Source organism: Mycobacterium sp. NGS59, assembly GCF_059812345.1.
The window spans coordinates 1-24,526 of the sequence record NZ_JCALCN010000044.1 but is presented as its reverse complement, the minus strand read 5'-3'; the positions used below and the strand labels follow the sequence as shown (position 1 = coordinate 24,526).

Annotated in this window: 22 protein-coding genes; 5 read left to right on the top strand and 17 right to left on the bottom strand. The window is 59.1% G+C overall.

From position 1 onward, the window contains the following. Nucleotides 1–903, bottom strand: a 903-nt coding sequence (locus AC5Y46_RS25590; RefSeq protein ID WP_499993708.1) for an SDR family NAD(P)-dependent oxidoreductase, incomplete at its 3' end; no start/stop codon positions are given. 305 nt (nt 904–1,208) lie between these two features. Between AC5Y46_RS25590 and AC5Y46_RS25585 the strand changes: the two genes are divergently transcribed. Further along, entirely contained in the window at nt 1,209–1,766 is a 558-nt protein-coding gene (locus AC5Y46_RS25585) for a TetR/AcrR family transcriptional regulator (RefSeq protein ID WP_499946499.1), read from the top strand. 278 nt (nt 1,767–2,044) lie between these two features. On the opposite strand, the gene AC5Y46_RS25580 is transcribed toward AC5Y46_RS25585, so the two are convergent. The 13 genes from AC5Y46_RS25580 to AC5Y46_RS25520 all read right to left on the bottom strand — a co-directional run bounded on the left by AC5Y46_RS25580 (nt 2,045) and on the right by AC5Y46_RS25520 (nt 16,443). Next, entirely contained in the window at nt 2,045–3,310 is a 1,266-nt protein-coding gene (locus tag AC5Y46_RS25580; protein WP_499946500.1) for a cytochrome P450, read from the bottom strand. Nucleotides 3,311–3,405: 95 nt separating this feature from the next. Further along, nucleotides 3,406–4,608: a cytochrome P450 gene (locus AC5Y46_RS25575; RefSeq protein WP_499946501.1), complete on the bottom strand. Its 1,203-nt coding sequence runs from the start codon at nt 4,606–4,608 to the stop codon at nt 3,406–3,408. An 11-nt stretch (nt 4,609–4,619) separates the two neighbouring features. Further along, nucleotides 4,620–4,784, bottom strand: coding sequence for a hypothetical protein (locus AC5Y46_RS25570; RefSeq protein WP_499946502.1), 165 nt, complete (start codon nt 4,782–4,784; stop codon nt 4,620–4,622). Further along, nucleotides 4,777–5,787, bottom strand: coding sequence for an SDR family oxidoreductase (locus tag AC5Y46_RS25565; protein ID WP_499946503.1), 1,011 nt, complete (start codon nt 5,785–5,787; stop codon nt 4,777–4,779). Before AC5Y46_RS25565 ends, AC5Y46_RS25570 begins: the two co-directional genes overlap by 8 nt. A 25-nt stretch (nt 5,788–5,812) precedes the next feature. Further along, nucleotides 5,813–6,949 carry a spirocyclase AveC family protein gene (locus AC5Y46_RS25560; protein WP_499993704.1) on the bottom strand — a complete coding sequence of 379 codons (1,137 nt, stop codon included), beginning with the start codon at nt 6,947–6,949 and terminating at the stop codon, nt 5,813–5,815. Between the two features lie 4 nt (nt 6,950–6,953). Beyond that, a complete protein-coding gene (locus AC5Y46_RS25555) occupies nt 6,954–8,063 on the bottom strand; it encodes an ABC transporter substrate-binding protein (protein WP_499946505.1) in 1,110 nt (369 codons plus the stop codon). A 98-nt stretch (nt 8,064–8,161) separates the two neighbouring features. Continuing rightward, nucleotides 8,162–10,012 carry a flavin-containing monooxygenase gene (locus AC5Y46_RS25550; protein ID WP_499946506.1) on the bottom strand — a complete coding sequence of 617 codons (1,851 nt, stop codon included), beginning with the start codon at nt 10,010–10,012 and terminating at the stop codon, nt 8,162–8,164. After that, nucleotides 10,009–11,331: a cytochrome P450 gene (locus AC5Y46_RS25545; protein ID WP_499946519.1), complete on the bottom strand. Its 1,323-nt coding sequence runs from the start codon at nt 11,329–11,331 to the stop codon at nt 10,009–10,011. Before AC5Y46_RS25545 ends, AC5Y46_RS25550 begins: the two co-directional genes overlap by 4 nt. A gap of 23 nt (nt 11,332–11,354) precedes the next feature. Then, entirely contained in the window at nt 11,355–12,935 is a 1,581-nt protein-coding gene (locus AC5Y46_RS25540) for an AMP-binding protein (protein WP_499946507.1), read from the bottom strand. A gap of 41 nt (nt 12,936–12,976) precedes the next feature. Next, nucleotides 12,977–13,345, bottom strand: a complete 369-nt coding sequence (locus AC5Y46_RS25535) for a nuclear transport factor 2 family protein (protein WP_499946508.1) — start codon at nt 13,343–13,345, stop codon at nt 12,977–12,979. 44 nt (nt 13,346–13,389) lie between these two features. Next, the gene (locus AC5Y46_RS25530) at nt 13,390–14,244 is read right to left on the bottom strand and encodes an enoyl-CoA hydratase/isomerase family protein (RefSeq protein WP_499946509.1); all 855 of its coding nucleotides are present in this window, start codon (nt 14,242–14,244) and stop codon (nt 13,390–13,392) included. Between the two features lie 44 nt (nt 14,245–14,288). Further along, complete coding sequence (locus tag AC5Y46_RS25525) at nt 14,289–15,461, bottom strand: acyl-CoA dehydrogenase family protein (RefSeq protein ID WP_499946510.1); 1,173 nt, start codon at nt 15,459–15,461, stop codon at nt 14,289–14,291. Next, nucleotides 15,445–16,443, bottom strand: a complete 999-nt coding sequence (locus AC5Y46_RS25520) for an acyl-CoA dehydrogenase family protein (RefSeq protein WP_499946511.1) — start codon at nt 16,441–16,443, stop codon at nt 15,445–15,447. Before AC5Y46_RS25520 ends, AC5Y46_RS25525 begins: the two co-directional genes overlap by 17 nt. 354 nt (nt 16,444–16,797) lie before the next feature. Between AC5Y46_RS25520 and AC5Y46_RS25515 the strand changes: the two genes are divergently transcribed. Further along, nucleotides 16,798–17,997: a MaoC family dehydratase gene (locus tag AC5Y46_RS25515; RefSeq protein WP_499946512.1), complete on the top strand. Its 1,200-nt coding sequence runs from the start codon at nt 16,798–16,800 to the stop codon at nt 17,995–17,997. 13 nt (nt 17,998–18,010) lie between these two features. After that, nucleotides 18,011–19,702, top strand: a complete 1,692-nt coding sequence (locus AC5Y46_RS25510) for a class I adenylate-forming enzyme family protein (protein ID WP_499946513.1) — start codon at nt 18,011–18,013, stop codon at nt 19,700–19,702. A 16-nt stretch (nt 19,703–19,718) separates the two neighbouring features. Here AC5Y46_RS25510 and AC5Y46_RS25505 read toward each other — a convergent pair whose 3' ends face one another. The 3 genes from AC5Y46_RS25505 to AC5Y46_RS25495 all read right to left on the bottom strand — a co-directional run bounded on the left by AC5Y46_RS25505 (nt 19,719) and on the right by AC5Y46_RS25495 (nt 22,849). Then, entirely contained in the window at nt 19,719–20,444 is a 726-nt protein-coding gene (locus AC5Y46_RS25505; RefSeq protein ID WP_499946514.1) for a TetR/AcrR family transcriptional regulator, read from the bottom strand. Nucleotides 20,445–20,983: 539 nt separating this feature from the next. Continuing rightward, on the bottom strand, nt 20,984–22,156 hold the full coding sequence (locus tag AC5Y46_RS25500) for a cytochrome P450 (protein ID WP_499946520.1): 1,173 nt from the start codon (nt 22,154–22,156) through the stop codon (nt 20,984–20,986). 66 nt (nt 22,157–22,222) lie between these two features. Then, entirely contained in the window at nt 22,223–22,849 is a 627-nt protein-coding gene (locus tag AC5Y46_RS25495; RefSeq protein ID WP_499993699.1) for a TetR/AcrR family transcriptional regulator, read from the bottom strand. Between the two features lie 107 nt (nt 22,850–22,956). On the opposite strand from AC5Y46_RS25495, the gene AC5Y46_RS25490 reads away from it, so the two are divergent. Both AC5Y46_RS25490 and AC5Y46_RS25485 read left to right on the top strand, forming a co-directional pair. Beyond that, nucleotides 22,957–23,373 (top strand): limonene-1,2-epoxide hydrolase family protein, encoded by a 417-nt coding sequence (locus AC5Y46_RS25490; RefSeq protein ID WP_499946516.1) that lies wholly within the window; start codon nt 22,957–22,959, stop codon nt 23,371–23,373. An 80-nt stretch (nt 23,374–23,453) separates the two neighbouring features. After that, nucleotides 23,454–24,526, top strand: a 1,073-nt coding sequence (locus AC5Y46_RS25485; protein ID WP_499993706.1) for an MFS transporter, incomplete at its 3' end; no start/stop codon positions are given.

Genomic DNA, 24,526 nt, shown 5'->3' with positions numbered 1-24,526 from the left:
CACAACACCAAAAAGCTCCTCGTAAATGTTCCCAGGGACGGTGAATGGCTCGGTCGCGGAAATTTCGGAGAAGTGTTCGGCGATATCGTCGGCGGTGGCGGTGGCGTCCGCATCGGCTAACCAGCCGTCGGCGAGACCGATAAAAGCCCGTGCGTATCTGCCGGCCAGGGCGGAGTAGTTCTGGTGAGTGCAATGGCAGGCACGACTGGCCAGGTAAGTCACCATCGGCACTACCTTATCCGGCGCGATGAGGTCCTTGAGCCCGGTTTCCTCGAGAGTTTTCGCATCGACAGTCTCGGTGACCATTCGCGAAAACCCAAACGGCAGTACTGTATTCGAAAGGATACCGTGATCGGCTCCCTCGAGCGCGATGACATTGCTCAGACCGACCAGCCCCGCCTTGGCGGCGCCATAGTGCGCCTCGAGGTGTTGCCCGAACACGCCGCCCGACGACGAGATGAACACGAACCTTCCGTAGCCTTGTTTCTTCATGACCTTGAAGGCGGGTTGACTCAGGTGAAAGCCGCCATCTAGGTGGACAGCCAACATCTGCCGCCACTGGTCTGATTCAAGTTCGTCAAACGCGATGCTGTTAAAGATGCCTGCATTGCTGATCACAACATCTATACGCCCGAAGTGTTCGACGGCGACTTGGACAATCGCGTTACCCCCTTCGGCAGTGGCGACCGAGTCATAGGAGGGTACGGCTTTGCCGCCGGCCTCGACGATTTCGGCGACAACCTCGTCGGCAACTTTGGCGTCAGAACCCTCCCCGCCCATAGTGCCGCCTAAATCGTTGACCACCAACGCGGCTCCGCGACGTGCTAGATCCAGCGCGTAGAGTCGGCCCAAGCCCCTACCACCTCCGGTAACGACGGCAACTTGACCCTCAAAATCAATCATCATCAGGCTTTCGGTAGTAGGCGGACATGTGTGCGATCAAGACGGCATCGAGCTGGCACCGAGCCTTCAAACTCGCTCCGGCAGCCCGCCCGTCGCACCAACACATCTCGACGTTCACGGTTCAAGAGTCAACGGGGACAACCACAAGCGTCAAGGACTCTGAGTCAATATGAGAGGTCGGCCCACGTCACCGGAGGCCGAAAATGCGCGTCGCAAAAGTTCCTACCAGGAACTTCCATGAGACACCTGGTCAAATTAGTCTCGCAGATGAGTAAACGATTTCCGAAGATTGAGGAGGATCTCGCATGAGTCGACGGGAATGGGCATTGGGAACCGACCGCAATGCCACCGCGCGTGACCACATCCTCTCTGCAGCCTCGGATTTAGTGTCGCGTAACGGATTTCAAGCGTTCACCATTGCAGCTCTTGCGGCCAAGCTGCACTGCTCGCCAGCCACGGTCTACCGCCACGCGGGTGGCAAAGCTGCCATCTTTGAAGCGCTAATATCGCGGTTTTCTGAGCGCATAGCCCGCTCGGTCAACGAGGCAATTGCGGACTTAAGCGGTACCGACCGGATCGCTGCGGCCATCCTAGTCGGCTTGGAGCACATGCGGGCCGAACCGCTGGGAGAGCTGATCATGGGCGACATTAGGCCTGGACGCGACGGCGGCGCTGTCAACTCCTCACCGCTAGTAACTAAGATTGCCGAAGAAATGATCGGTCAGAGCGACCCGTTGGCCGCACAATGGCTTTTTCACATCACATTCTCGCTGTGGTACTGGCCGCTCAAGGACAAACAGGCCGAGCACGAGTTGGTGAACCGCTTCGCCGCTCCGTCTGTGGTGCAGGGGCTTCATCGGTAATCGCGCGCCGTAATTGGTTCGCGGGCAGAGGGGTTGGTCAGCGGGCAACCACTATTGCGGTTCACTCGATAACCTTAGGACGTCCGTGTGCATGAGCCTGCGGCCTCTGTGTGCACATCCTCGCTCGCACCGTGAACAAGACAAACGCCCCTCACTTCTACAAGTTAAGGCCCGTCGTGGCAGATAGTTTGGCGTCGACGGGTGCCTGATCGCTGGTCCTGCCTGACCCTGGTGCCGCGATGCGACCTTCCGGCACGTTTGTCGGAGAGGGGTCGTCTTCAGTCAAGTGACCTGAACGTCACATGAAGTTCGCGCAGTCCTCGCAAGATGAAGGTTGGCTCGTACTCATATTGGTGCTGCAAAGCCTGCCCATGGTGCTTGGCAGAAATCTCAATTGCGGCCATGCGGTCAAGGATTCGGTTTATCGAGATCCGTCCCTCAGTCCTCGCCAACGGGGCGCCGGGGCATGAGTGGACGCCGCGAATGAACGCGATCTGCTCTCGCACGTTCGGTCGATCAGCGTCGAAGCTGTGCGGGTTTTCGAATTTTCTTTCGTCGCGATTGCACGCACCTGGCAAGAGCATCACAGTTGTGCCGGCAGGCACCTCTACTCCCCCAACGGTTGTGGTTTTGCGCGCCATTCTGAAGTGTGCCTTCACAGGGCTCTCCATGCGCAGCGTCTCTTCGAGGAACGCCGGGATTTTGTTTCGGTCTCCGCGCAGCGAGGCCTGCAGTTCTGGGTTCTCGCCGAGAATGCGTACGGCTGCACTGACGAGTTTCGTCGTGGTCTCGGTGCCCGCTGCGAACAAGAATGTGGACAGGTTCATGACGTCCTCGATCTCGGGCGTCGATCCGTCGTCGTGCTTTGCCTGTGCCAACTCGGTCAGTACGTCGCCACGCGGCGCTCGTCTGCGATCTTCGATGTAGCCGTAGAACTTCTCGTTGAGCCATTCCAGCGGGTTGTGCGCTGTCGTTCCCTCCCCTAGCTCACCCGCGAGCGACTGCTCGAATACTGCCCGAAACTCGCCACGGTCCTCCTGCGGGACACCCAAGAGGTCGGCGATAACAAGGAGCGAGAAGGGTTTTGCGTACTCCGACAAGAATTCACAACTACCGCGCTCGATGAATGTATCCAGCTGTTGATCGGCCAACCGCCACATGAATTCCTCATTTTCTTTGAGGCGCTTCGGGGTGATCAGCTTGTTCAGGAGGCTTCTAGTGCGAGTGTGTAACGGCGGGTCTTGATTCGAGATGTGCTCTGCCATGGGGGCAATGTGGCGATGTTGCTTGATCAATTCGGTGACGTCGTCCGCGCCGTCGGGGCCGAATGGGAAACCGGAGAAGGGGCCGGCTAGAGAGTTGCACGACGAAAAAACCGGGTCCTTATATATCGCTAGAGCTTCGTCGTATCCGGTTACAGCTACTACGTTGAATGGAGTCGCATTAGTCACTGGGCATTTCGCTCGAAGATGGTCGAAGTATGGATACGGGTTGGGCACAAGCGATGCATCGGTGAAAAAATCGATCGTGTCGAATTCGGTCACGAACTTCTCTCCTCTGTCTAGAGACTCGATATCTTTTGGCGCCCAGTCCGGCGGGAGAATCACGTGCCGGCCCTAAGCCGAAGTCGTTCCTGTCTTCACACGTCGAACAGCACCGGCAGACTTGTAGGTGAGCGAAACGCCATGCCCCGGATGTGTGGGTCATCGCCGTCGGGATCTAGCCTCAGATTCGGCAGCCGGTCGAGTAATAGGTTAATGGCGGTGCGCATTTCGAGTCGCGCGAGGTGCATGCCGAGGCACACGTGGACGCCGTGGCCCCAGCTGATCGGGACCTTGGCCGGTCGGAAGATATCGAACTTGTCAGGCTCGTTGTAGCGATCTCCCTGACGGTTGGCCGCGCCCAGCATCGGCATGACGGATGAACCTTGCGGAATCGCGACCCCGCCGAGTTCGGTGTCGCGTGTGGCTACCCGTGTGATGCTGAGAAGCGGTGCCTCCCAACGAACAGCCTCTTCGATTGCTTGAGAGATGAGGTTTCTATCGGCACGCACAGCGGTTAGCTGCTCGGCGTTGCTCAATAGCCCATACAACAAATTTCCCAGTGACCTGTAAGTCGTTTCAACACCCGCAGGCATCAGCAGATGAAGAAAACAGTAGATCTCTTCGTCGGAAAGCATCTCACCGTCGATCTCCGCTGCGGCTAACCCGCTGATGAGGTCGTCGCGGGGCTCCTCGCGGCGTGCAGCGAGGATCGGGGTGAGATAATCGGTCAGCTCCTTAGTCGCAGTCGCCGCACGTTCCGGGTTGATCAAATGGGATATCAGTGAAATTGACCATCGTTGGAACTGCGGGAAATCCTGTTCGGGTAGCCCGAGCAGCCCCGCGATGATCCGGCTGGGATACGGAAAGGTGAAATCCTTCACCAATTCAGCGCTGCCAAGCGACGCGAAGCCGTCGATGATGTCGCTTCCGATCCGCTGCACCAGATCAGCCTCCCAATGCGCCAACGCCTTTGGAGAAAATGCTTTCGCCACCAGTGCGCGGTGCCTGCCATGTTCTGGCTCGTCCATCCCGACCATCACATGTTTGCCGATGCCGAAGAAATCCTTGATGATCGACGAGGAGAAGGTTTCGTTGTCCTTCAGCATCTGCTGGATGTCTTCGTGGCGGTAAACCATAAAAACAGGCTTGCCTTCCTCGCCCGGCATTGTCGAGAAGTCGAGCCGCTGTATGGGTTCCTCGGCACGCATACGAGCGAGTTCGGTGTATGGATCGCGGACGTCACCTGCGACAGCATCGTCGAAAGACCCGAAATCGTCCAAATCGTCAAAAAGTTCCACAGCAGTTCCTCCTAATCGGCCGGGTAGGCGACCGACTTCACTTCGGTGTATTGGCTGAAGCCCATGGTTCCGCTCTCGTTCGCCGCTTTGTGGCTGAAGGTTCCTGCTTCACCGTCGCCGAGCTTGCCGTCGATCATCATCTTCAATCCGAAATTGACCTTCGGTCTGTCAGCCATTGCTGTCCCTCTCACGGATCTCTTTGGTTGCAGCTCGTCGAGTTGCACGTTCGGCCATACGCTGCATGAGTGATTGGGGAATCACCTTGGCGGCCATCACCATTGACCGCTGCGCGGTCGTCAACGGATATGCACCCCCTCGCATTGCACCGCGCCGGGGAATGCCCATCGCGATCCGCGACACATGGTGCATGCCCGACGCCGGGAGAATTTTGTTGAACGCCAACAACATCGAGGCATCCGGCCCCGCACCCCGGCGCCGGAACGAGGCTTGGTCCGCTAGTGCCCTCAACACGCCCTCGGCGAATTTCTCCGGCGGCCGCGCGAGACTGACCGCCAGGCGTCCACGGGAGTCGATGGTGTTGTGCAGGCGCGCATATGGGCCGTCGAATTTGCGGTCGTCGGTGGTACCCGCATCGGTGATGATGTCGGTGTCATACACCCCCGATACCAGGATGGTAACGCCAAGGCCGAACGGCGCGATTTCACCGGCCAATGACTCGGCCCAACGTTCCAAGGCGCCTTTGGCGGCCGAGTAGGGTGCAATTCCCGGTTGGCCGCGCACTCCGCCCGCGCTGGATACCACTATGACCCGGCCCTGCCCGGCAGCCCGCATATTCGGCAATAGCGCATTGGTCAGTGCGACCGGACCCATGACATGTGTAGCGAACATGTGTTGCCACAGGCGCATGTTCGTCTCCTCCGCCATTCCGGCAGCGGAGATGCCGGCGTTGTGGACTAGCGCGTATGGCACTCCGACGGCTTCCTCAATCACTTTGGCGGCCGCAACAATCGATGCGGCATCCATAAGGTCGAGCTGGACTCCGATGAGTCGGTCGTCGTCGGCTCGGGCGTCGATTGCTCGGCGTAGCAACGGCATTGCGTGGTCTGGACTGCGCATCGCCGCGACGACACGCCACCCCTCGCGATACAGGCGCACGGCAGACGCAAAGCCGAGTCCACGGGAGGCGCCTGTGATTACGACGGCACGCGGGTCGGTCACAGTCGGCCCTTGAGCCGGCCGCGCATCACCCGTTGGACCCGTCGGTCGCACAATGGCTGCTCCGCGAACCTGGCTTCACTTCCGGCCGCCCGTCCGGCAGCGCATACTGCCACGTGGACCACTTACCAACCGAGTACGGCCCTTTGGCGCCGTTCTCCTCGTAGTACGCTTGAGGATCAAACACTTTGGCCTCGGGGTACGGCCAGGGGCAGGCGACCGAGGTCGCTAAACCACTGACCTTGATCGCCCAGAACCAGCCTCCATAGGCGAAGTAGGACACGTTCGTGATCGCGAACATCACCAGAAAAGTACCGAGGACCGGCTTGGTGGGTAACAGCTTGGCCTTCGCGGCCAGTTTCTCTGCCACCGACTTACCGGTGTCATCGCGGTAAACGAGGATGGCCGCCGGGATCATCACGAACGTCACCGAGAACGACTCCCAGATCAACGGGAACTGAAATGTGTTGCCTGTGAACACAGATCCCCACGGAATCACCTGAGAGTAGATGTATAGCCCCGTACGCACTGCCCCGATCTCGAGCGCGGCGTCAAACAGAAATCCAATCACCAACACAAGTGCACCCAGGCTGATCAGCGGGCGCCGCGAGACAAAGGCCTCGGGTCCGTGCTTGGCCTGCAACTTGCGCAGGATCCATACCGCCGGAAAATACGGGCCGAAATAGAACAACACGTATCCGAACACGATGAACGGTTCGACCGTCGGCGACATCATGATCAGGTACCACGATTCCGGCCAGTGCAGGAGATCAGGATTGTAGACCGCATAAGGCGCCCAATTCATGATCGGGTCCTGCCACACGATCAATGTGGTACAGAGGAACATCAGCATGACGGGGCTACCGGGGTTACGTCGCCAACCGCGCACGAAGATGACCACCAGCGCGAACAACCCTACGGCCGTGCCGATCTGGATCGCCGTCATCCACTCGAAGCCGAAAAGGAACTGAACTGGACGCGGCCGCCCCTGCTGCTCGGGATTAGCGACTCGCGGGTCGAGGTCGGTCCGCATGACGGCGATGAAGAGCACGACAATGGCAAGTAACGCCAAACCGGAAAGCCAGCGCCCCCAGTTGGGGGACTTTGTCGTGGAATCACTCGATTCCAGTTGCACTGCAGGCGTTTTGGAGTGCTGCGCGGTCATGTCATCATTCTCCGAATCTGTCGACGAGATGGGAGTTGACGCCGTCGGCGTCAAGTTGACGCGCCACGAGATAGCCTGCGCCCATCCATGCGCGGCGCGTCCACTTGCCGAACGAGACTCTCGTTCCCGGTGCTCCTGATGCGGCCGGCAGCATCTTGACGCGTTCGAGCGCCTCTTTCACGCCGCGCGGACTCAGCGGGTGCGCGTCGGCAAATGCTTGCAACAGGGTAGTTGCCACGTCGCAGTTCACCACCGGCACGCAATATTGCGGCCGCCGGCCGTGGAGCGCTTCGAAGCGGTCCAAGAACTGCTGGCCGACCGGATTCGCCTCATCGTATTGGTCGATGCCAGTCCAACCCATGAACGCCTCCCACATGACCGGATTCATCCAGGCGTTCTGCCAAGCGGTGCTGGAGAACCTCGGGGGGTCCCAATTTAGTTCTTCGAGAACGGGTTTGACGAAAACTATGCCAAAACCGAAGCCCATGTGCACGATCGCCTGTGAATTCGCTGCGCGCAACTTGTAAATCGCATCGTGGACGTCCTGCGCTGTCGAGGCGATTTCGACCTCGGCAACGATCCGTATTCCCCTGCGCCGGCACGCTGTACGGAAGTTCTTCAGATAGCTCTGCCCCACCAGTGACTGCTCGACGAGGGCGCCGACTTCGGTGTACCCGCCTTTGGCTAGCAGGTCCGTCCAGAAAATCGGCTCATCCGTCATCGAGCCCTGCGGGAAGGAGAACGTCCACTCTCCCAGCCAGTCATCAGTACCCGTGACGGCGATCGCCGGGACCTTGAAGCGCTCTTCGATCGCTTCTTTGGTTGCCACGCAATTGTCGGTGATATGCGGCCCGAATACGACAAGGCAGCCTTCGTCCACGAGTTCGCCGAACGCATCGATGACCGCTTTGACGGTTCCCTTCGGCATCCCTTCGACTTCTCGATACACGATCTCGATCGGTCGGTCCAAAACCCCTTGCGCCGATGCTTCTTCGAAGATCATCTCGAAGGGCAGAATAAGGTCATCACGCATCTCTTGCGGGTAACTGTCAGGCAGCTTGAAGTCCATGAGGTAGCCGATTTTGATTGGTTCTGCGCTGCTTTCGTAACTCATTCCACCTCCATTGGTGCTGAAATGTTAGGCTGGGTTTCGACTTCCAACCGACCCCTCTACCAACAATCTGTTGGCGTGGTTGGCTATTGGCCGCAGGTTCATGCGTCGACCAGCAGGCCCGCGAGATCATTGTTCGACCGCCAATCTGCCAGTAGCTTCTCGAAGGCGTAATAGCCGAGACCGTACAGCTCGCCGGTGTAGGACCTTGGCCGGAGCACCCCCTTCTCGTCGGCGATCTCTTGTCCGTCGTTGTTGAAATACCCTGGTGTGCATTCCCGGATGAATGCCGAGGTATCGATCGCTACCTCGCGGACGTGGTCCACGTAGGCGTTCTGGGCCTCTAGGCTGGGCTCCACCGAGGTTGCGCCGCGCTCCAATGCCTGGCTGACGATCCAGGCGATATGGCGACCCTGGTTGTTGAATGTCTCGGTCGTCGAGGCATTGAAACCCCCTTGAAAGAACCCGACATAAAATTGATTCGGGAATCCGTGAGTCATCACGCCGTGCAGAGTCCGGAACTCATGAGACCAATGGTCGTAAAGAGATCGACCGCCACGGCCGGACACCTTGTCGATCCCCCACCTCCGTTGAAGGTCGCTGGTCACCTCGAAGCCGCTCGCGAAGATCAGGCAGTCGATGTCGTACTCCGCCGCCTCGTGAATGAAGCCCCGACGCGTGACGCGCTCCAGGCCACGCGTCGGCGACACGTCGAGCAGTTTGACATTCGCGCGGTTGAAAGTTGGGTAAAAGTCGTCACTCGAGGCCGGCCGCTTGCACATGTGTCGATACCAGGGTTTCAAGATCGCTGCTGTGCTTGGATCTTTCACCGCGGCATCGACGCGTTTTCGAAGCCTTTCCATGACGCGATAGTCCATCACCTCGCGCACCGCAAGGAACTCCTCCGGCGACTGGGGCCAGCCGGTCGCCGCGAATTCGGCAGACAGGTTGCGGTTCAATTCTGTCCAAATGTCGCAAATTTGGTCTGGTTCGCCAGGCATCAGGCCGTCGATTGCTGCGCGGTGAAAGTTCATTTGGCGCTCGCGCTGCCAGCCGGGCTGCAGCGTGGCAAGCCAGGCCGGATCGGTGGGCGTGTTGTGACGCTCGTCGACGGTGGACGCGGTGCGTTGCAGAACGTACAACTGCTTGGCGAACCTGCCCAGGTAGGGCACCGCTTGAATAGCGGAGGCGCCGGTTCCGACAATCGCTACCTTCTTGTCACGCAATTTGTCGAGCACCGGCTCCTCTTGACTTCCACCGGTGTATTCGTAATCCCATCGGGCCGTGTGAAATATCTTGCCTCGAAATTCGTCAAGGCCTGGGACGCGTGGCACTTTCGGTGTATTGATCGGCCCCATCGCCATCACTACAAAGCGCGCTTGAAGGTCATCGCCACGATCGGTTGCAATGCGCCACCTGTTGATTGATCCATCCCAGCTCAACGCGTTGACACAGGTGTGGAAAAGGGCCCCGTCGTAGAGATTGAATCTGGTTGCGACACTTTGGCAGTAATGCCGTATCTCGAGCCCGTCCGCGAACTTCTTTGACGGGAAGAACCCCATCTCTTCCAACAGCGGCAGATAGCAGTAAGAATCGTTGTCACAGGAGAGGCCGGGGTAGCGATTCCAGTACCACACCCCGCCGAAGTCGCCTGCCTGCTCGATGATTCGGAAGTCGTGAATGCCTGCCCTACGCATGTGATACCCGGCCAATATGCCGGCCCATCCACCGCCCAGGATGGCGACATCTACATCTTCGCTCAGCGCGGGTCGCGGCAAGCGAGTCATGTGTGGGTCGCTGTAGTCGATGGCTTGAGTCGGCTCGGCCGCGGGGGTGTACTGCTCCTGGCCTTCGGGGCGCAGGCGGCGATTCCGCTCGTTCAGATACCTCTCCCGGAGAGCGGCAATGTCGAGTTCCTCGGGATCCGGCAGTTGTGTGGGTTCGCAGCTCATTGCTCGTGCCCTTTGGGCTGCAAGGCAAATGTCAAGGGAAGTCGCTCCATCGCGAGCAATGCAGCATTGGGTATGTAGCGGATGTCCTCGACTGGAATCGCTAATCTCAGATCTGCCAACCGTTTCGCGGTCTGCCTGGCCGCTACGAGAAGCTGCATACGCGCGAGTGATACACCCAGGCACAAATGAACACCCGCCCCGAACGTCATGCTCTTGCGAAGGTTGACGCGGCCCGCGTCGAATTTGCGTGGGCACTCGAATACTGATTCGTCGTCGTTGGCGGACGCGAATAAAACAAGCAGGTGCGCCCCCTCCGGCAGCGCCTTCTGACCCACCATGACCGGCTCGGTGGTGACTCGTGACAAGGCTCGCACCGGTGGCTCGAGTCGGAGCAGCTCCTCGACGAGACGGCCCATCTGCAAATCGTTCTCAGCAGCCTCGTAGAACTGCGTAGCAATCGTCGGATCGGTCGCAACCTGAAACAGTATGTTCGTGAACGCGGTCGACATGGAATCGTGGGTATTGATAAGAAGCGCGCGAGCAGTTGCGACCAGTTCCTCGAAACTCAACGGTTCTTCGTCGGGTGTTCGATTGGTGATGATGTCGGAGAGCATGTCATCTTCGGGATCTTTCATACGTCTTCGGACCAGCGCGATCAGATAGTTCTGCATCTCTGCGAGCTCATGAGCCGCACGGACCATTTCGTCGCGTCCGTTGGCGAGGCTGAACTGCGACAGATATGCGCTGCCCCAACGTTTGATCGTGCTCATGTCGAGATCGTCGACCTGAAGCTGTTGCATGCTGAATGCAATCGCCATCGGCAGAGCGAGTTCGTTCAGACCGTCTAACTCTCCCCGCTCGCGCTCGAAAAACGTATCGATCAGCCTGTCGACGATCTCTTCGAATTGCGGCTCAAGGGATTTCATCCGCTTCCGGCTGAAGGCTTGGGATAGCAGACGGCGTACCCGAGTGTGCCGGGGCGGATCGATGTTGGCGACGTCGGGAAAGAAGCCACCGCCATGACGTTCGAGGATTTCCTTCATCTCATCAAGGTGGCCGTGCGCCATTTGTCTGTAATAGCCCAGCTCCTGGGAGAACACGACGGGATCTCGCAGCACCGCCTCAAGGTCCTCGTGCCGTGACACCAGGTACATCCCCAGCCCCTCTTCGAAGTGGACCGGGGAGTCATGCCGCAGCGTTCGGTAGTAAGCGAACGGCTTCTTTTGGATGTCCGGGTCGATGAACGACACTCCATCAAGCGAAGTCAGGCGCTCGCCGGTGATCGGACATCCGTCCTTCGCAGTCGTTTCTTCTATCATCACCAGCTTGTCCCTCTATCGAATCATTTGTTGGCGGCCGCAGTCATCTGCGCGCCTGACGACCGTCCTTTGGCGTCCCACGTTTCAAGACCAACGCCCCGCATCCGCAACTCGGTTTTGATAACACGCAGGGTCGCTTGAGTTTTCGGGAGTTCCTCCAAGAACTCGATGTAGCGGGGAACCATGAACCGCGCCATCCGGCTCGCGAGATCTTCATACAAGTCGCGCGGGCTGATCCTGGAACCGGGACGTCTGACTGCAAACAGCAGCACCTCGTCTTCGACGTTTTCGGCAGGGACGGCTACCGCGGCACATTCGGCGATTTCCGGATTTCGTAGCACGTCTGCTTCGAGGTCGAAGGACGAAATGTTCTCCCCCCGGCGCCGGATGGCGTCCTTGAGGCGATCGACGAAAATGTAGTCACCTTCAGGGGTGCGGACGAGTGCATCACCGGTGTGGAACCAGCCGTTGCGCCACGCGGATGCCGTTGCGCTGTCATCGTTCAGGTAACCGGCATTCATGACCCACGGCACGCCGGCGCGCACCACACACTCTCCAGGCGTGCCGTCGGCGACTTCATAGTCGTTCGCATCGACCAAGCGGACTTCAAAGTCGGGATAGCCCTTCCGAAGTCGACCGACGGTGCGGCTGTTCGTGGGGTTCCAGCCTGATCGGATAGCGACGCCACCTTCAGTGCTGTTGTAGACGGTGCAGATGCGGACGCCAAATTCCGAACTGAACTGGCGATAGCTGGGGCCGAGGGGCGCCATGAACAAATTCTTGAGAGTTGTTGCACCCTTCGGGTGCTTCGGATCCCGAAGTAGCACGTCAGCCATCGATCCGACGAGCATGCCGGTAGTGATCTCGTACTTTGTGACGTCGTCCCAGAAATCAGAGAGCGCGAACCGGGGCCGCATGACCACTTGTCCGCCGACCATCGCCGCGTTGTATGGAATCGACTTTGAGCCGAAGTGGGCGTGCGACGTTGTGCAGTAAAAGACGTCCGCGGCCGTAAGGTCCTCGATCGGAAAGGTTCCGGAATTGATGGCGTGCAGTTGTCCCCATGGCAATTTCACGGCCTTGGATGGACCGGTGGTTCCGGATGTGTATGTGATGCAGGCGATATCGTGAAGCTCCGGCACGCCTGTTTGATTGTGCGCGGCGGGCAGATCCGGTCTGAGGTCATCGGGTCGCATCAGGCCAGGCAGGGACGAACTTCCTTCAGGAAAGGATCCGTCCCCGTCAAGTACGAGTACTCGCTTCACCGTCTGCAGATCCGCGGCTATAGGCTCAAGAAATTCAACGTACTGTGCAGCCACCAACAGCAAATCGGGCGCGCAGTTGTTGATCGTGTAGGCAAGCATCCTGCCCCGGAACTCGGGATTGGTCGCCGCGTCGATCGCGCCGATGCTGGCGAGCCCCAGCCAAGCCACCAGTGCGTCCAGGCCCGCGTCCATAATGGTCACAACGACGTCACCTCGCCCAACGCCGAGTGCCAAAAAGCGCGCCGCCCAAACGCTTGTCAAAGATTGCAATTGACCCCAGGTTGCCGACGGGCCGCTCACAGTCCGTACGAACTCCCGGTGTGGATTCGCCTCCGCCATCCGACTGACGATGGCGGGCAACGTCTCCGGCGATGTGGATGTCACGCGTACTTCCAGAAGGCCCGCATCATCGAGATCTTTCCCGTGTCATCAAACGTGAAATGATCGACGAGGGGGCCGACGTGCTGCATAGCGCCGTTGCGTGTCACCACACCCTGCAGAATGGCGATTGCCTCGTTGCCGCAGACAATGACGTCGCGTTCGAGCCACAGCTTCATTGGAGAGAGGTCGCTTACCAGCTTCCAGAAAGACGTTCGCAAACTCTCCAAGCCGCTGTAAGTATCCACCCCGACCGGGTCTTCCAGAACCGTGTCCTCCGCCCACAGAGCCAGCCAGCCATCCTTATCATGATTACTGAGGGTCTCGCAGTGCGCGTTGATTGCCACGACAATTGCATCGGCGTTTGGCATCGGCTTCCCTTCTCGCAGTTTTGGTCGACCACGGCCTGAACTGTCTACACCTGACTTATTTCGTCATTCCAACCCGTATCACGTTCTCGCACAGCAGCTCTCACGCCCTTATCATGAATCAGGCGCAGATGAGTCTCTTTAGCCATCGCTGCTTCCGCGCTGGGAACATATGGATCTCGACCCACGTCAACCATCGCGGAAAGACCCGCTGCTTCGTAGAGGCGATGCGTGCCGCGCTTGTTGGCGATGAGATCACCGGTTTCCATCCGGGCAATCTGCTCGGCGAACCGCATTGCTACGTTCTCCTCCTCCCCTTGCGCGACAACACGATTCACATAGAACAGCCGATGGGCTGTCTCCGCATCCATCCAGCCGCCGGTCATCCACAGGTGCTTCATGACGCGAATCGGGAAGTGGAACGGCATGAGTGCATACGGGCCGTACGGCGCACCAACACCGACCCGAGACTCCTCCCAACTGAAGCGTGAATTCTCGGCCGCTATGACCACGTCCGCGGCTAACAGGAAAGTATTCGCGTGAGGTCCCACGAAACCTTTGGCAGCTACTACAAGACCCTTCGCGAATCGCCACGGTGGGAGCAGATCACCCGTATGAACCCAATACTTGTCCCCAATCGTCGCCGGCGTCTGGCCACCGATCGTTTCTGCTGCGACCTGTTGTATGTCATGACCGGAGGAAAAGTTCGGGCCTTCCGCTGTCAACAACACACACTTGACATCGTTCATTCGGTCGCAGTCGGCAAGAACGGAGTAGAACTCGTTCTCCATGGTGCTATTGATGGCATTCATTTTCTCGGGCCGGTTCAACCGAACTGTCACGATGCCCGCCTGCCGGTGTACCTTGATGCATGTTGTTTCCGCCCAATCCATCTCAGCCATTAGGCGCCTCCTGGAAGCGGCTGCCGGATCGACGACTGCTGTTCCTAGCCACGCGGAAGACCAAGAACACTTTGGGCAATAATGTTTCGATGAATCTCTGAAGTCCCTCCCGCGATGGTGGCCGCAATGCCTCGAGTGAATCGCTCGAAACTGCTCGCGAAGTACTCGTCGTTGTTCATGTGTTGGTAGCGTCCAGTCAACGGATGCAGCAGGCCTTCAATACCCTTCGTATCCAACAAGACATCGGCTGCCCGCCTTTCGGCCTCAGAGCCGAGCAGTTTCAGCACCGACACCGACGAAATGTCCACCTCCCCGCGCGCCGCGCGTGCCAACGCCGCCGACCCCATGGTGCGTAAAGCGTGGTAATCCATGATCATCGATGCGTACTGGTCCCGCTGTACCGATGTGCGTGGCTGGCAGTCCTCGATCAGGTTGTCGAGCCGATCAGCGAACAGCAGCCACATCATGGTCCGTTCGTGTCCCAGAGAACCGTTGGCTACCCGCCAACCCTGATTGAGCTCGCCGACCAGATTCTCCACTGGAACACGGACATCTGAAAAGAACACCTCGTTGAAGTCAAGATTTTCCTGACTCGCGACATCGGCGAAAGGACGGCAGACCACACCCTCGGTATTCGTCGGAATGATCAGTGCGGAAATGCCTTTGTGCTTCGGCACATCTGGATCGGTGCGAACGAAAGCAAGCAGGAAGTCAGCGTGATGTGCACCCGATGTCCAGACCTTCTGGCCGTTGACGACGAACTCGTCACCGTCGCGTACGGCCCTGGTGCGAAGCGATGCAAGGTCTGAGCCTGCGTTCGGCTCACTCATCCCCAACGATGCGGTCATCTCACCGCGCAGGATTGGCACCGCCCATCGCTTCTTCTGCTCGTCGGTACCGAACGAAATCAGAGAGGTCGCAACGATGTTGACGCCTTGCGGATTGAAGCTGTGAAAGATTCTCCTCCTGCACAATTCGTCGAGATGCACGAACTGCTGTAGCACGGAGGCGTTACGTCCGCCGAATTCCGGCGGCTGTGCAGGCAGCAGCCAACCGTTGTCGAACAGCAAGCGTTGCCAATCCCGAGCCCACTGTGGCATGTGGGAAACCGATTGAGGACGTTCGAGCGTCTCGGACTCCGGAGGCACGTTGTCATCGAGAAACGCGGAGAACTCCGCGCGAAAGGTTTCGACATCGGGATCAAAAGTCAGCCGCACGATACTCCTTGGCGATAGTCGCACGATGCTCGGCCGCGTTGCCGAGCATCAACTCCCCCGCCTTCGCGCGCTTGACGGCGAACTGCAAGTCGTTTTCCCATGTCTGGCTCATAGCGCCGAAGCACTGCATGCCGTGTGTGACTACGTGCGACTGCGCTTCTCCTGCAGCGGCTTTCGCCATACGCGGAACCAGCCGGCTCCGCGGATCGCCAGTTGCGATGGTGAGTGCGGCGAAGTACGACAACGCACGGGCCCGCTCGATGAAGACATGCATGTCGGCGACCCGGTGCTGAATGGCCTGAAAAGACCCGATTGCCACCCCGAACTGATGGCGTTCCTTGACGTGCTCGAGCACCATCTCGAGGATCTGCTGGCAGGCACCCACCATGTGTACCGCCATGCCGGTGACTGCGATTTGCCTGGCACGCTCCGTATCAGCGACGGTTCGGTCCTCGTCGCATACCCTTACGCCGTCGAACAGCAAGTTAGCCACATGCAGCACGGGATCGAGTACAGCGACTCGGCGCGCAGTCACCCGGTCCTGGTCCACGACGAAAATCCCGGCTTCGGTGATGACTGCCAATTGCTGGGATCGATCGCCGTCAAGGACAAAGCGTGCGACACCGTCGAGCAGCCATCCCGTGCCGTCGCGACGCGCAGTCACACCGCTGTAGACCGCAGCACCCGATCGTTTTGGCTCGAAGTGATCGCCTACTAGGGGTGCGAATTGCGTAGTGGTAGCTAGGAATGGAGTGGGGTCACATGCGCGTCCGAGTTCTTCGAGCACGAGAGTGAGCTCGACGAAGCATTCCGCAGTGGCAAGTTCCGTCCAGCCTTCCTTCCGATACCACTCCCAAAGCCCGTTCGCATCAGCTTCGCCCTCTGCGACTGCACGAACAAGCGACGGGGGGCAGTGCTTCGCGACCGCTTCCCGGACCGTATCGCGCCAGAGATGCTGGTCATCGTCGAGCTCTAGAAGCACTCGGGTCCCATCTTCGACGAAAGATTTCGGTGAGAATAACGTTCTCCATAGCTGAAAGTCAACGTTGGCACTTGCTTGACAATCTTCATGACGGGAAAGCAATATCAAACATTGACGCTTCTGGGAGAGGGCGAGTTCGCTGGCGCGCTCGGCCGTCGCGGTTGCGACGCCACGAAGGCAGCTTCATGTTTGCCGTGCGTGTCAAACCACATTCAGTCGCGTCATACGTCGTTTGCCGTTAGAAAATGCCGCCGGATCGGAGATGACCAAGTGCGCGCACGGTCTGCCTAACGAAAATGCCTCCCAGGCGCGTCTCGATGACAAACCTCAACGGCTAGGACAGGAGTTTGACCAATGCCCAGAAAGTCGGCTTCCGAGTTGTCGCAAAGCGGGATCGATTTGTCCGACGTCGACCACCGGGTCGGCAAACCCATCGGAGGTGGGCAACTGTGGGATCCGTGTAGTTCGTCAGACATACGCCGTTGGGTGATGGCGATGGACTACCCCAACCCTTTGCACTGGGATGAGCGGTTCGCCCGCGCTTCCAAGTTCGGCGGGCTGATCGCGCCACAGTCGATCGCCGTTGCTCTCGACTACGGCCACGGCGCAGCACCCGCATGTGTAGGCCATATCCCCAACAGCCATCTCATTTTTGGCGGGGAAGAGTGGTGGTTCTACGGATGCCCGGTCCGACCCGGAGACAAGCTGTTTCAAACTCGCAGATTTCACGATTACAAGGTTGTCGAAACGAAGTTCGCCGGCCCCACCATGTTCTCACGAGGCGATACCACCCACAAGAATCAGAGCGGCGCCCTGGTGGCTCGCGAACGGTCCACCGCGATCCGCTATCTTGTCGAAGAAGCAACCAGGCGTGGCATGTTCGAGAGTCAGCTCGGCGAGGTCAAGCGATGGACACAACTCGAACTTGAGGAAGTAGACAGGCTCCGCCGCGACTGGCTCGAGTCGAACCGGCTGGGCATCTCACCGCATTTCGACGAAGTAAAGGTCGGCGATACGCTACCTCGTCGTGTCATCGGACCACACACCATCGCTACATTCACTACCGAGTATCGCGCATTCGTTTTCAACATTTGGGGTGGATTCGAATGGGTGGCCCCCCCGGGAATCGAAGACCCGTGGGTATATCAAGATCCTGGTTTCGGCAAGGATTTCGCGTTCGACGAAGAAGACGCGTTCATCGATCCACGCAAGCGTGACGGGCTCTATCTAGGACCGTCGCGCGGCCACATCGATGCCGACCGCGCCAGCGAAGTGGGCATGGCGCGCGCGTATGGCTACGGCGCAACGATGGGCGCGTGGTGCACCGACTACCTCGCGTATTGGGCCGGCCACGACGGGATGGTGCGCCACAGCAAAGCCGATTTCCGCGGTCCGGCCTTCGAAGGTGACGTCACCTACTTCGACGCTGAAATCATTGGCAAGGAACCCGATTCGAGGTGGGGGGTGCCGCTTGTTCAGATAAAGCTGCGCCTGACCAACCAAAACGGCGAGGAGCTCGTCGCATGTACAGCCGAGGTCGAGCTTCCCCTGTGACGAAGTCCTCCACATGAAATCTACCGTTGCATCGAAGCTTTCGATCGTCTCTGGTCCGGCGTTGAGCGACGAGCCAGGGCTTGGTGCACTCACATTGCCCGGGTTTCTGCGCGAGGTGACATCGATGTATGGCGACCGGGAAGCTGTGGCATTCCGCACGGCAGAGGAAGACATCCGCTGGACGTATGCCGAACTGTGGGAACGGGCAGTCGATGTGGCATGCGCGTTACGCGCGAGCGGCGTCGCCAAGGACACCCGGGTGGGCGTCCTGATGACCAACCGCCCCGAGTGGATATCGGCTTTCTTCGGCATATCACTCGCGGGAGGCGTGGCTGTCACGCTGAGCACGTTCTCGACGCCTGCGGAGCTTCAGTATCTACTGAACGCTTCGAGCGTCGCAGTGTTGCTGTTCGAGAGGATGGTACTGAAGACAGACTTTTCAAGCGTCCTATCGACACTGGCGCCGGAGATCCGAATGGCCGAATCCAATCCGCTTCAGTCCAAGCGTTTTCCATTCCTTCGCCATCTCGCCACGGTCGGCGATGCGTCGCCCGGAGTCGAGACGTGGGATGCTTTTCTTGCCCGAGGTCGCAATGAACCGCGCGAGCTGATAAACGCTACGTCGGCGGCCGTGCTCCCCAGCGACACGGGAGCCCTGTTCTTCTCGTCGGGCTCGACAAGCAAGCCCAAAGGTGTTCTGAGCGCACACCGCGGCATCGCTATTCAGTTGTGGCGCTTCCGTCGGGTGTGCGAATTCGGGCCAGAGGACAACATCCGCTGTTGGTCGGCCAACGGTTTCTTTTGGTCCGGAAACTTCGTGATGTCACTGGGCGCCACGCTCGCGGCTGGTGGTTGTTTAGTCCTACAGCGAACTTTCGCCGCGTCCGAGGCGCTGGAATTGATGGCTGCAGAGCGCGTGAACTATCCATTCGCCTGGCCACATCAGTGGGCACAGATAGAAGCCGCACCAAACTGGCTTACAGTCGACCTGAGCAGTATGCGGTTCGCCGACGTTAAGACGCCTATCGCCCGTCACCCGACAGTGACCGCACAGTGGCATCTGCCCGACCATGCTTACGGCAACACTGAAACATTCACTATCTCAACTATTTACGGACTCAATACGCCATCTGAGACACACGGCGACAGTTGGGGCATTGCGTTGCCGGGCGTGACAATCAAGATCGTCGACCCAGTTACCCGCTGCGTAGTTCCGCGCGGCGCGAGCGGAGAGATTTGTGTCAAAGGCCCCACACTGATGCTTGGCTATATCGGCACACCGTTGGCCGAGACGCTCGATGAGGAAGGCTTTTTCCCCACCGGCGACGGGGGCTACCTTGACGATGTCGGGCGGCTGTTCTGGATCGGCAGGCTGACCGACATCATAAAGACCGGTGGCGCCAACGTCTCACCCCTCGAAGTCGATGAAGCGCTGGCCAAGCACTCTGCTGTGAAAGTAGCCAAAACGGTTGGCCTGCCGCACAAAACACTCGGCGAGGTCGTAGTCGCTTGCGTCGTCCCGCGCGACGGCGCTCAAGTCCACGCTGACGAGATTCGCGGCTACCTCCGGGAACGCTTGGCTAGCTACAAAGTGCCGCGCCACGTGCTGTTCTTCGGCGATGATGATCTCGCCTTGACCGGCAGCGACAAGATACGGTCCGACGAGCTGCGCGCATTGGCCGCGCAGCGACTGCGGACGCAGTAAGTGGAAGTAGTGGCCGCTACCCGGGGGGCGTCGACGAGATAGAGGCGGACCTACCCGCTGAAGGCTCGATCGCTTGACGACACCAGGACCACACCACGTCTTCAGTCAAACTCCGGCCATCCATCCCTTCGTGCAGCGCATTGAACTGACCGAACGACGTCATGGTGTAGCCCAACAGTGAGGTGAGTTGCTCCAGCGAAAGATCGTTTCGGATCAAACCTGCTTTGGAACATGCGGTCAAAATCTCGGTCAACAACTGGCGGTGTGGTTCCCACACTTTGGCAAATGCCTCCGGATGTTCCACTTCCAGGCTCAAGTTGTATATGAGAACCAGACGGCCGCCCACTTCCTTGGATGAGCCCGGCCGTGAAAGCACCCCGCGACACCAGGCCTCCAGCTGCCCCATTGGGTTGTCTGCGGCCTCGACCTTCTCCCGGATCGCCTCGGTGTATCTCGCGGTCACATCTTCGTACAGCGCCAGCAAGAGCTCGTCCTTACTCGAGAAATGCTGGTAGAACGTCCGCACGCTCAAGTTTGCGCGCTCAGCCAACATCTGCAGCGTGAAATTCGCCTGGCCGGATTCTTGGACGAGTTCAAGGGCCGTGGCCATGAATTGCGTGCTGCGCGCGACCGCGAGCGCGCGTGCTTCGCCGAGTCGGCGCTCGACGGCGCGCTCCTGCCAGGTGCGGGTGACTTCGCTGCTTGTGCTCGGTGCGGATTTGTGGGCATCGTCCGTTTTCATTGCGAACAACCCGCACGATGCCTTGCACTGCAACCCCGATGTGATCCTGCGCACTCGCCACAGCCGTCGACTGCATGAAGACGAAGAGGCGGCATGCAGCCACGATATCTGCAACGCCGCGCTTGGCCTGAAGCACCGACCTTCACCGGACTCGCAAGCAAGACTGGCACCCGCCTTCCGCTGACTGCTGCTTGTAAGAACGTAACTCTCTAGAATAATTACATCATTCTTGTAGCAGCGAAATTGCAGTTGTCACTGTAGGTTTATGAGCAATTCTGCTACCTGTTAAAGCTACCTAAGAGGTGGCCATCGTTGAGCACATCTGACCGGTGACGCCGCACTGGAGACCACCGTTACTGCCGTTCATCCTGTGTAGGGTGCGACGCCTTTCGGCAGCGAGTCGGTGCTGATGCCAATTGGCCATCTGCCGCGAACTATGGCGAAAATTGTCGAGATCGCCGAAGCAGCAGCATCTTTCACAAGTCGCGAGCGACGTCGACGCCAACGACGTAGTGGACGAAATCGTCGACCCCCGTCGGTCACCAGGCAACGGGTAGCCGCTCTATACCGAAAATCTCTTTGCGGGATTGGAATCGGAGGTCCTCGAACGAGACGGCGAGTCGTAGCCCAGGAAACCTCCGCACCAGCGTCGTTAGTGCGATCTGCAGCTCGGCGCGAGCGAGGTTTTGTCCGATGCATTGGTGCACGCCGTAGCCGAACGCGAGGTGCCCGCGAGTATTTCGAGCGATGTCGAATTCTTCGGGACGCTGTGTGTAGGCGGTGTCCCAGTTTCCGGCGGGCAGATTCATCAATACGAGATCACCTGCGCGAATGGGTTGGCCACCGAGCGTGAAATCTTCCTTTGCGACACGCTCGACCAGACTGTGGACCACGGTCAGATAGCGCAGCAGCTCATCGACAATATTCGCGATCTCAGTGTTGTCTTCTGTTGTTCGTAGACGCGCGAAATCGTCTGGATGCTGCATCAGGGCAAGCGTGCCGAGCGCGATCATGCTTGCCGTGGTTTCGTGGCCGGCTTGAAGCATGATCATCGCCGTCATAGCGGCTGTTTCTCTGCTGAGTCCACCCGGAATGACGTGGTCTGTGACGAGTCGACTGATCAGGTCGTCGCCCGGCTCTCGTTCCTTTCGGGAAACCAGATCCAACATGTAGCCGTACATACCCATGCCTGCGACGAGGCGCTCCTCGTCGGAGAGTCCGGAGTCGAGCACAGTTGCACTGTTGCGCTGAAAAGACTCGAGGTCCGCGTCGGGTACGCCCAGCAGCACTGAGATCACCACCGAGGGCACTGGAAGCGCGAAGTCATGGACGAGATCGGCCGGTGGTCCATGTTCGGCCATTTTGTCGATGTAGTGATCGACCAGTTCCTGAATTCGCGGCCGCATTTTCTCTGCTCGCCGAAAGGTGAAGTCGCTAGTCATCATTCGTCGGATCCGATTGTGCTCGGGGTCGTCGATTCGCGCGAAGATGATTGGCATCGCGTCGTCGGAGTTCTGCGCTTCGGCCCACATGCTATTGGTGTCTGCACTCAGCCGTGGATCAGTTAGAGCTGCGCGTATGTCCTCGTACCGACTGACCACCCATACGGGCTTGCCCTGCCAAGCCGCACGCTGCAGCCCGGGGGATTGTCGCCATAGTGTGAAGTCTGGCGGGGGCGCCAAGGGACATCCCGACGTGCGTGGCAGCGGCATGACGGGCAAGCCCGTCTCCCCACGGACGATTGAATCAGCCAATCCGTAGAACCTCCTAAATGTGGGCTAGCGCGAACGGAGTCCGTCCAGCAGTGCGTTCAGCGCCTGGACACTCTCGTCCCGCGCCGCTTGCTGATCGGCCGCATTGGCAATGAACATCGCAGCTTCCTCGGCTGCGGCCAGCAGCACATGAGCCAGTACTGCCACAGGCTGGCCCGCGGCTAGGTCGCCTTCCTCAATGGCGCGTTCAAGCATCGCGCGGATCGCCCCCAACCCGTAAACGCTTTCTAGCTCCCGCCACCTGGACCAGCCCAGCACGGCCGGCCCGTCAATCAGCAGGATCCGCTGCACTTGTGGCGTCAGGGATGCGTCAAGGAAGCCAATAAGTCCCTGGCGCAACTGATTGAAAGCGCCGTCCGCTGGATCGGCCAGATTCTTGGCGGCCTCCATCACTAGACCTTCCTCGACCGCGATGAATACCGCCTCGAAAAGAGCCTGCTTGTCGGCGAAGTGGTGGTACAGAGCACCTCGAGTCCCAACATCGGCCTCAGCAACGACTTCCTCCGTGCCGGTGTGGTGATAGCCCTTGTCAACGAACAGCCGTATCGCGGCATCGATCAGCGCGACGCGCGTCGCCTCTGCCTGGGCGGCACGCCGCGCCTTGGGGTCCAGCCTTTCTTGCCCGTGCGCCATCGCCATAGAGTATTGCATACAACTTGTATGTGACATACAGTCGCCATGTCACATACAGGTTCCATGTGACGGTTTGGTCGTCACTTTCCCCAAGTTGGAGGTACTAGGTGTCTAATCCCGCCGATGTGGTCCGCGAGTTCTGCGCCCTGATGGAACGTCGGGATCCTGAAGCCCTGCGTCCCCTGCTCGCTGACGACGCCATCTACCAAAACGTCGGCATGCCAGCATTCAGCGGAGTCGACGCCATCGTGGAGAACATGGCCGCACAGTTCTCGATGTTCCCCGACGCTTACGCCTTCGAAATCGTCAACCTAGCCAGCGACGGCCCCGTCGTCCTGACCGAACGCCTCGACTACATCCAAACCCCAGACGGAGGCAAACCCGCCATCCCGGTGATGGGAACGTTCGTTGTTGGAGATGACGGCAAAATCACTCGATGGACGGACTACTTCGATGTGAACCTAACGGTCAAACTCCTTCAAGGCGAAGACATCAGCGCGCTGGTGCCCGCCGCCACGACATGACCCGAACAACGAACACCTCCTCGCGTCAACAGAACAGGAAGGTTCGATGCGCAGCGATTACTGAAGCGTCGACCGACGGGATCGTCGAGAAACTCGCCAACGAAACCGCTGAAAGCGGTGCCAACCAGTCCAACGCCTTATCGGGACGTTCCAGGATTTGGCTACTGATCGTCTGTTCGATGGGCGTTCTCCTGGTTATCTCGTCGATGGTCGCCCTCAACGCCGCATTGGGTGCCATCGCGTTGGAAACCCTTGCCACGCAATCGCAATTGACCTGGATCGTCGACGGCTACACGCTGGTGATGGCGTGCCTGCTGCTACCGGCCGGGGCTTTAGGGGATCGCTACGGGAGGCGCACCGTCCTCCTCGTTGGGCTCGCCATCTTCGCTGCAGCATCGCTCGCGCCCATCTATTTCGACACGCCCACCGCCCTCATCGTTGCGCGAGGTGTCACAGGAGTCGGTGCCGCAGCAATACTCCCAGCCACCCTCTCGTTGTTGACCGCAGCCTATCCAGAAGAAGAGCGCAACAAGGCAATTGGCATCTGGGCCGGTGTGTGCGCATCGAGTGCGCTCGTCGGTTTCATGGGGACTGCGATACTCACTCAATTCGGGCCATGGCAGACGATCTTCTGGGCGTTCGTCGGAGCAGCGGCTCTGCTGTTCGTATTCGCCCTGACGATCTCGTCATCCAAGGACCCCGAGGCAACGCCGGTCGACTGGTGGGGTGCGCTGTTCATCGGCTCGGCGGTCGCCGTTTTCGTCTTCGGCGTGATTGAAGCACCGCTGCGAGGGTGGAGCGACCCGACGGTGTCTGGTTGCCTTGCTGGCGGCATCTTGCTCGCCATTTTCTTCGGCTACTTCGAATTGCGCCGCAAGCATCCACTACTCGATATTCGTGTGTTCAGAAGACCCGACATGCTGACCGGCTCTGTCGGCATGATGACGCTGTTCTTCGCCATTTTCGGGTTCTTCTTCTTGATCATGCAGCACCTGCAACTGGTGATCGGCTACAGCCCGCTGCAAACCGCGATCGCGCTGTGTCCGCTCGCGGTGCCGCTACTTGTCATTGCGGCGTTCACACAGTGGTATTTGCCGCGGCTTGGGCTACGTGTCTCGGTGGCAGCGGGACTCGCGATCCTGGCTATGGGCCT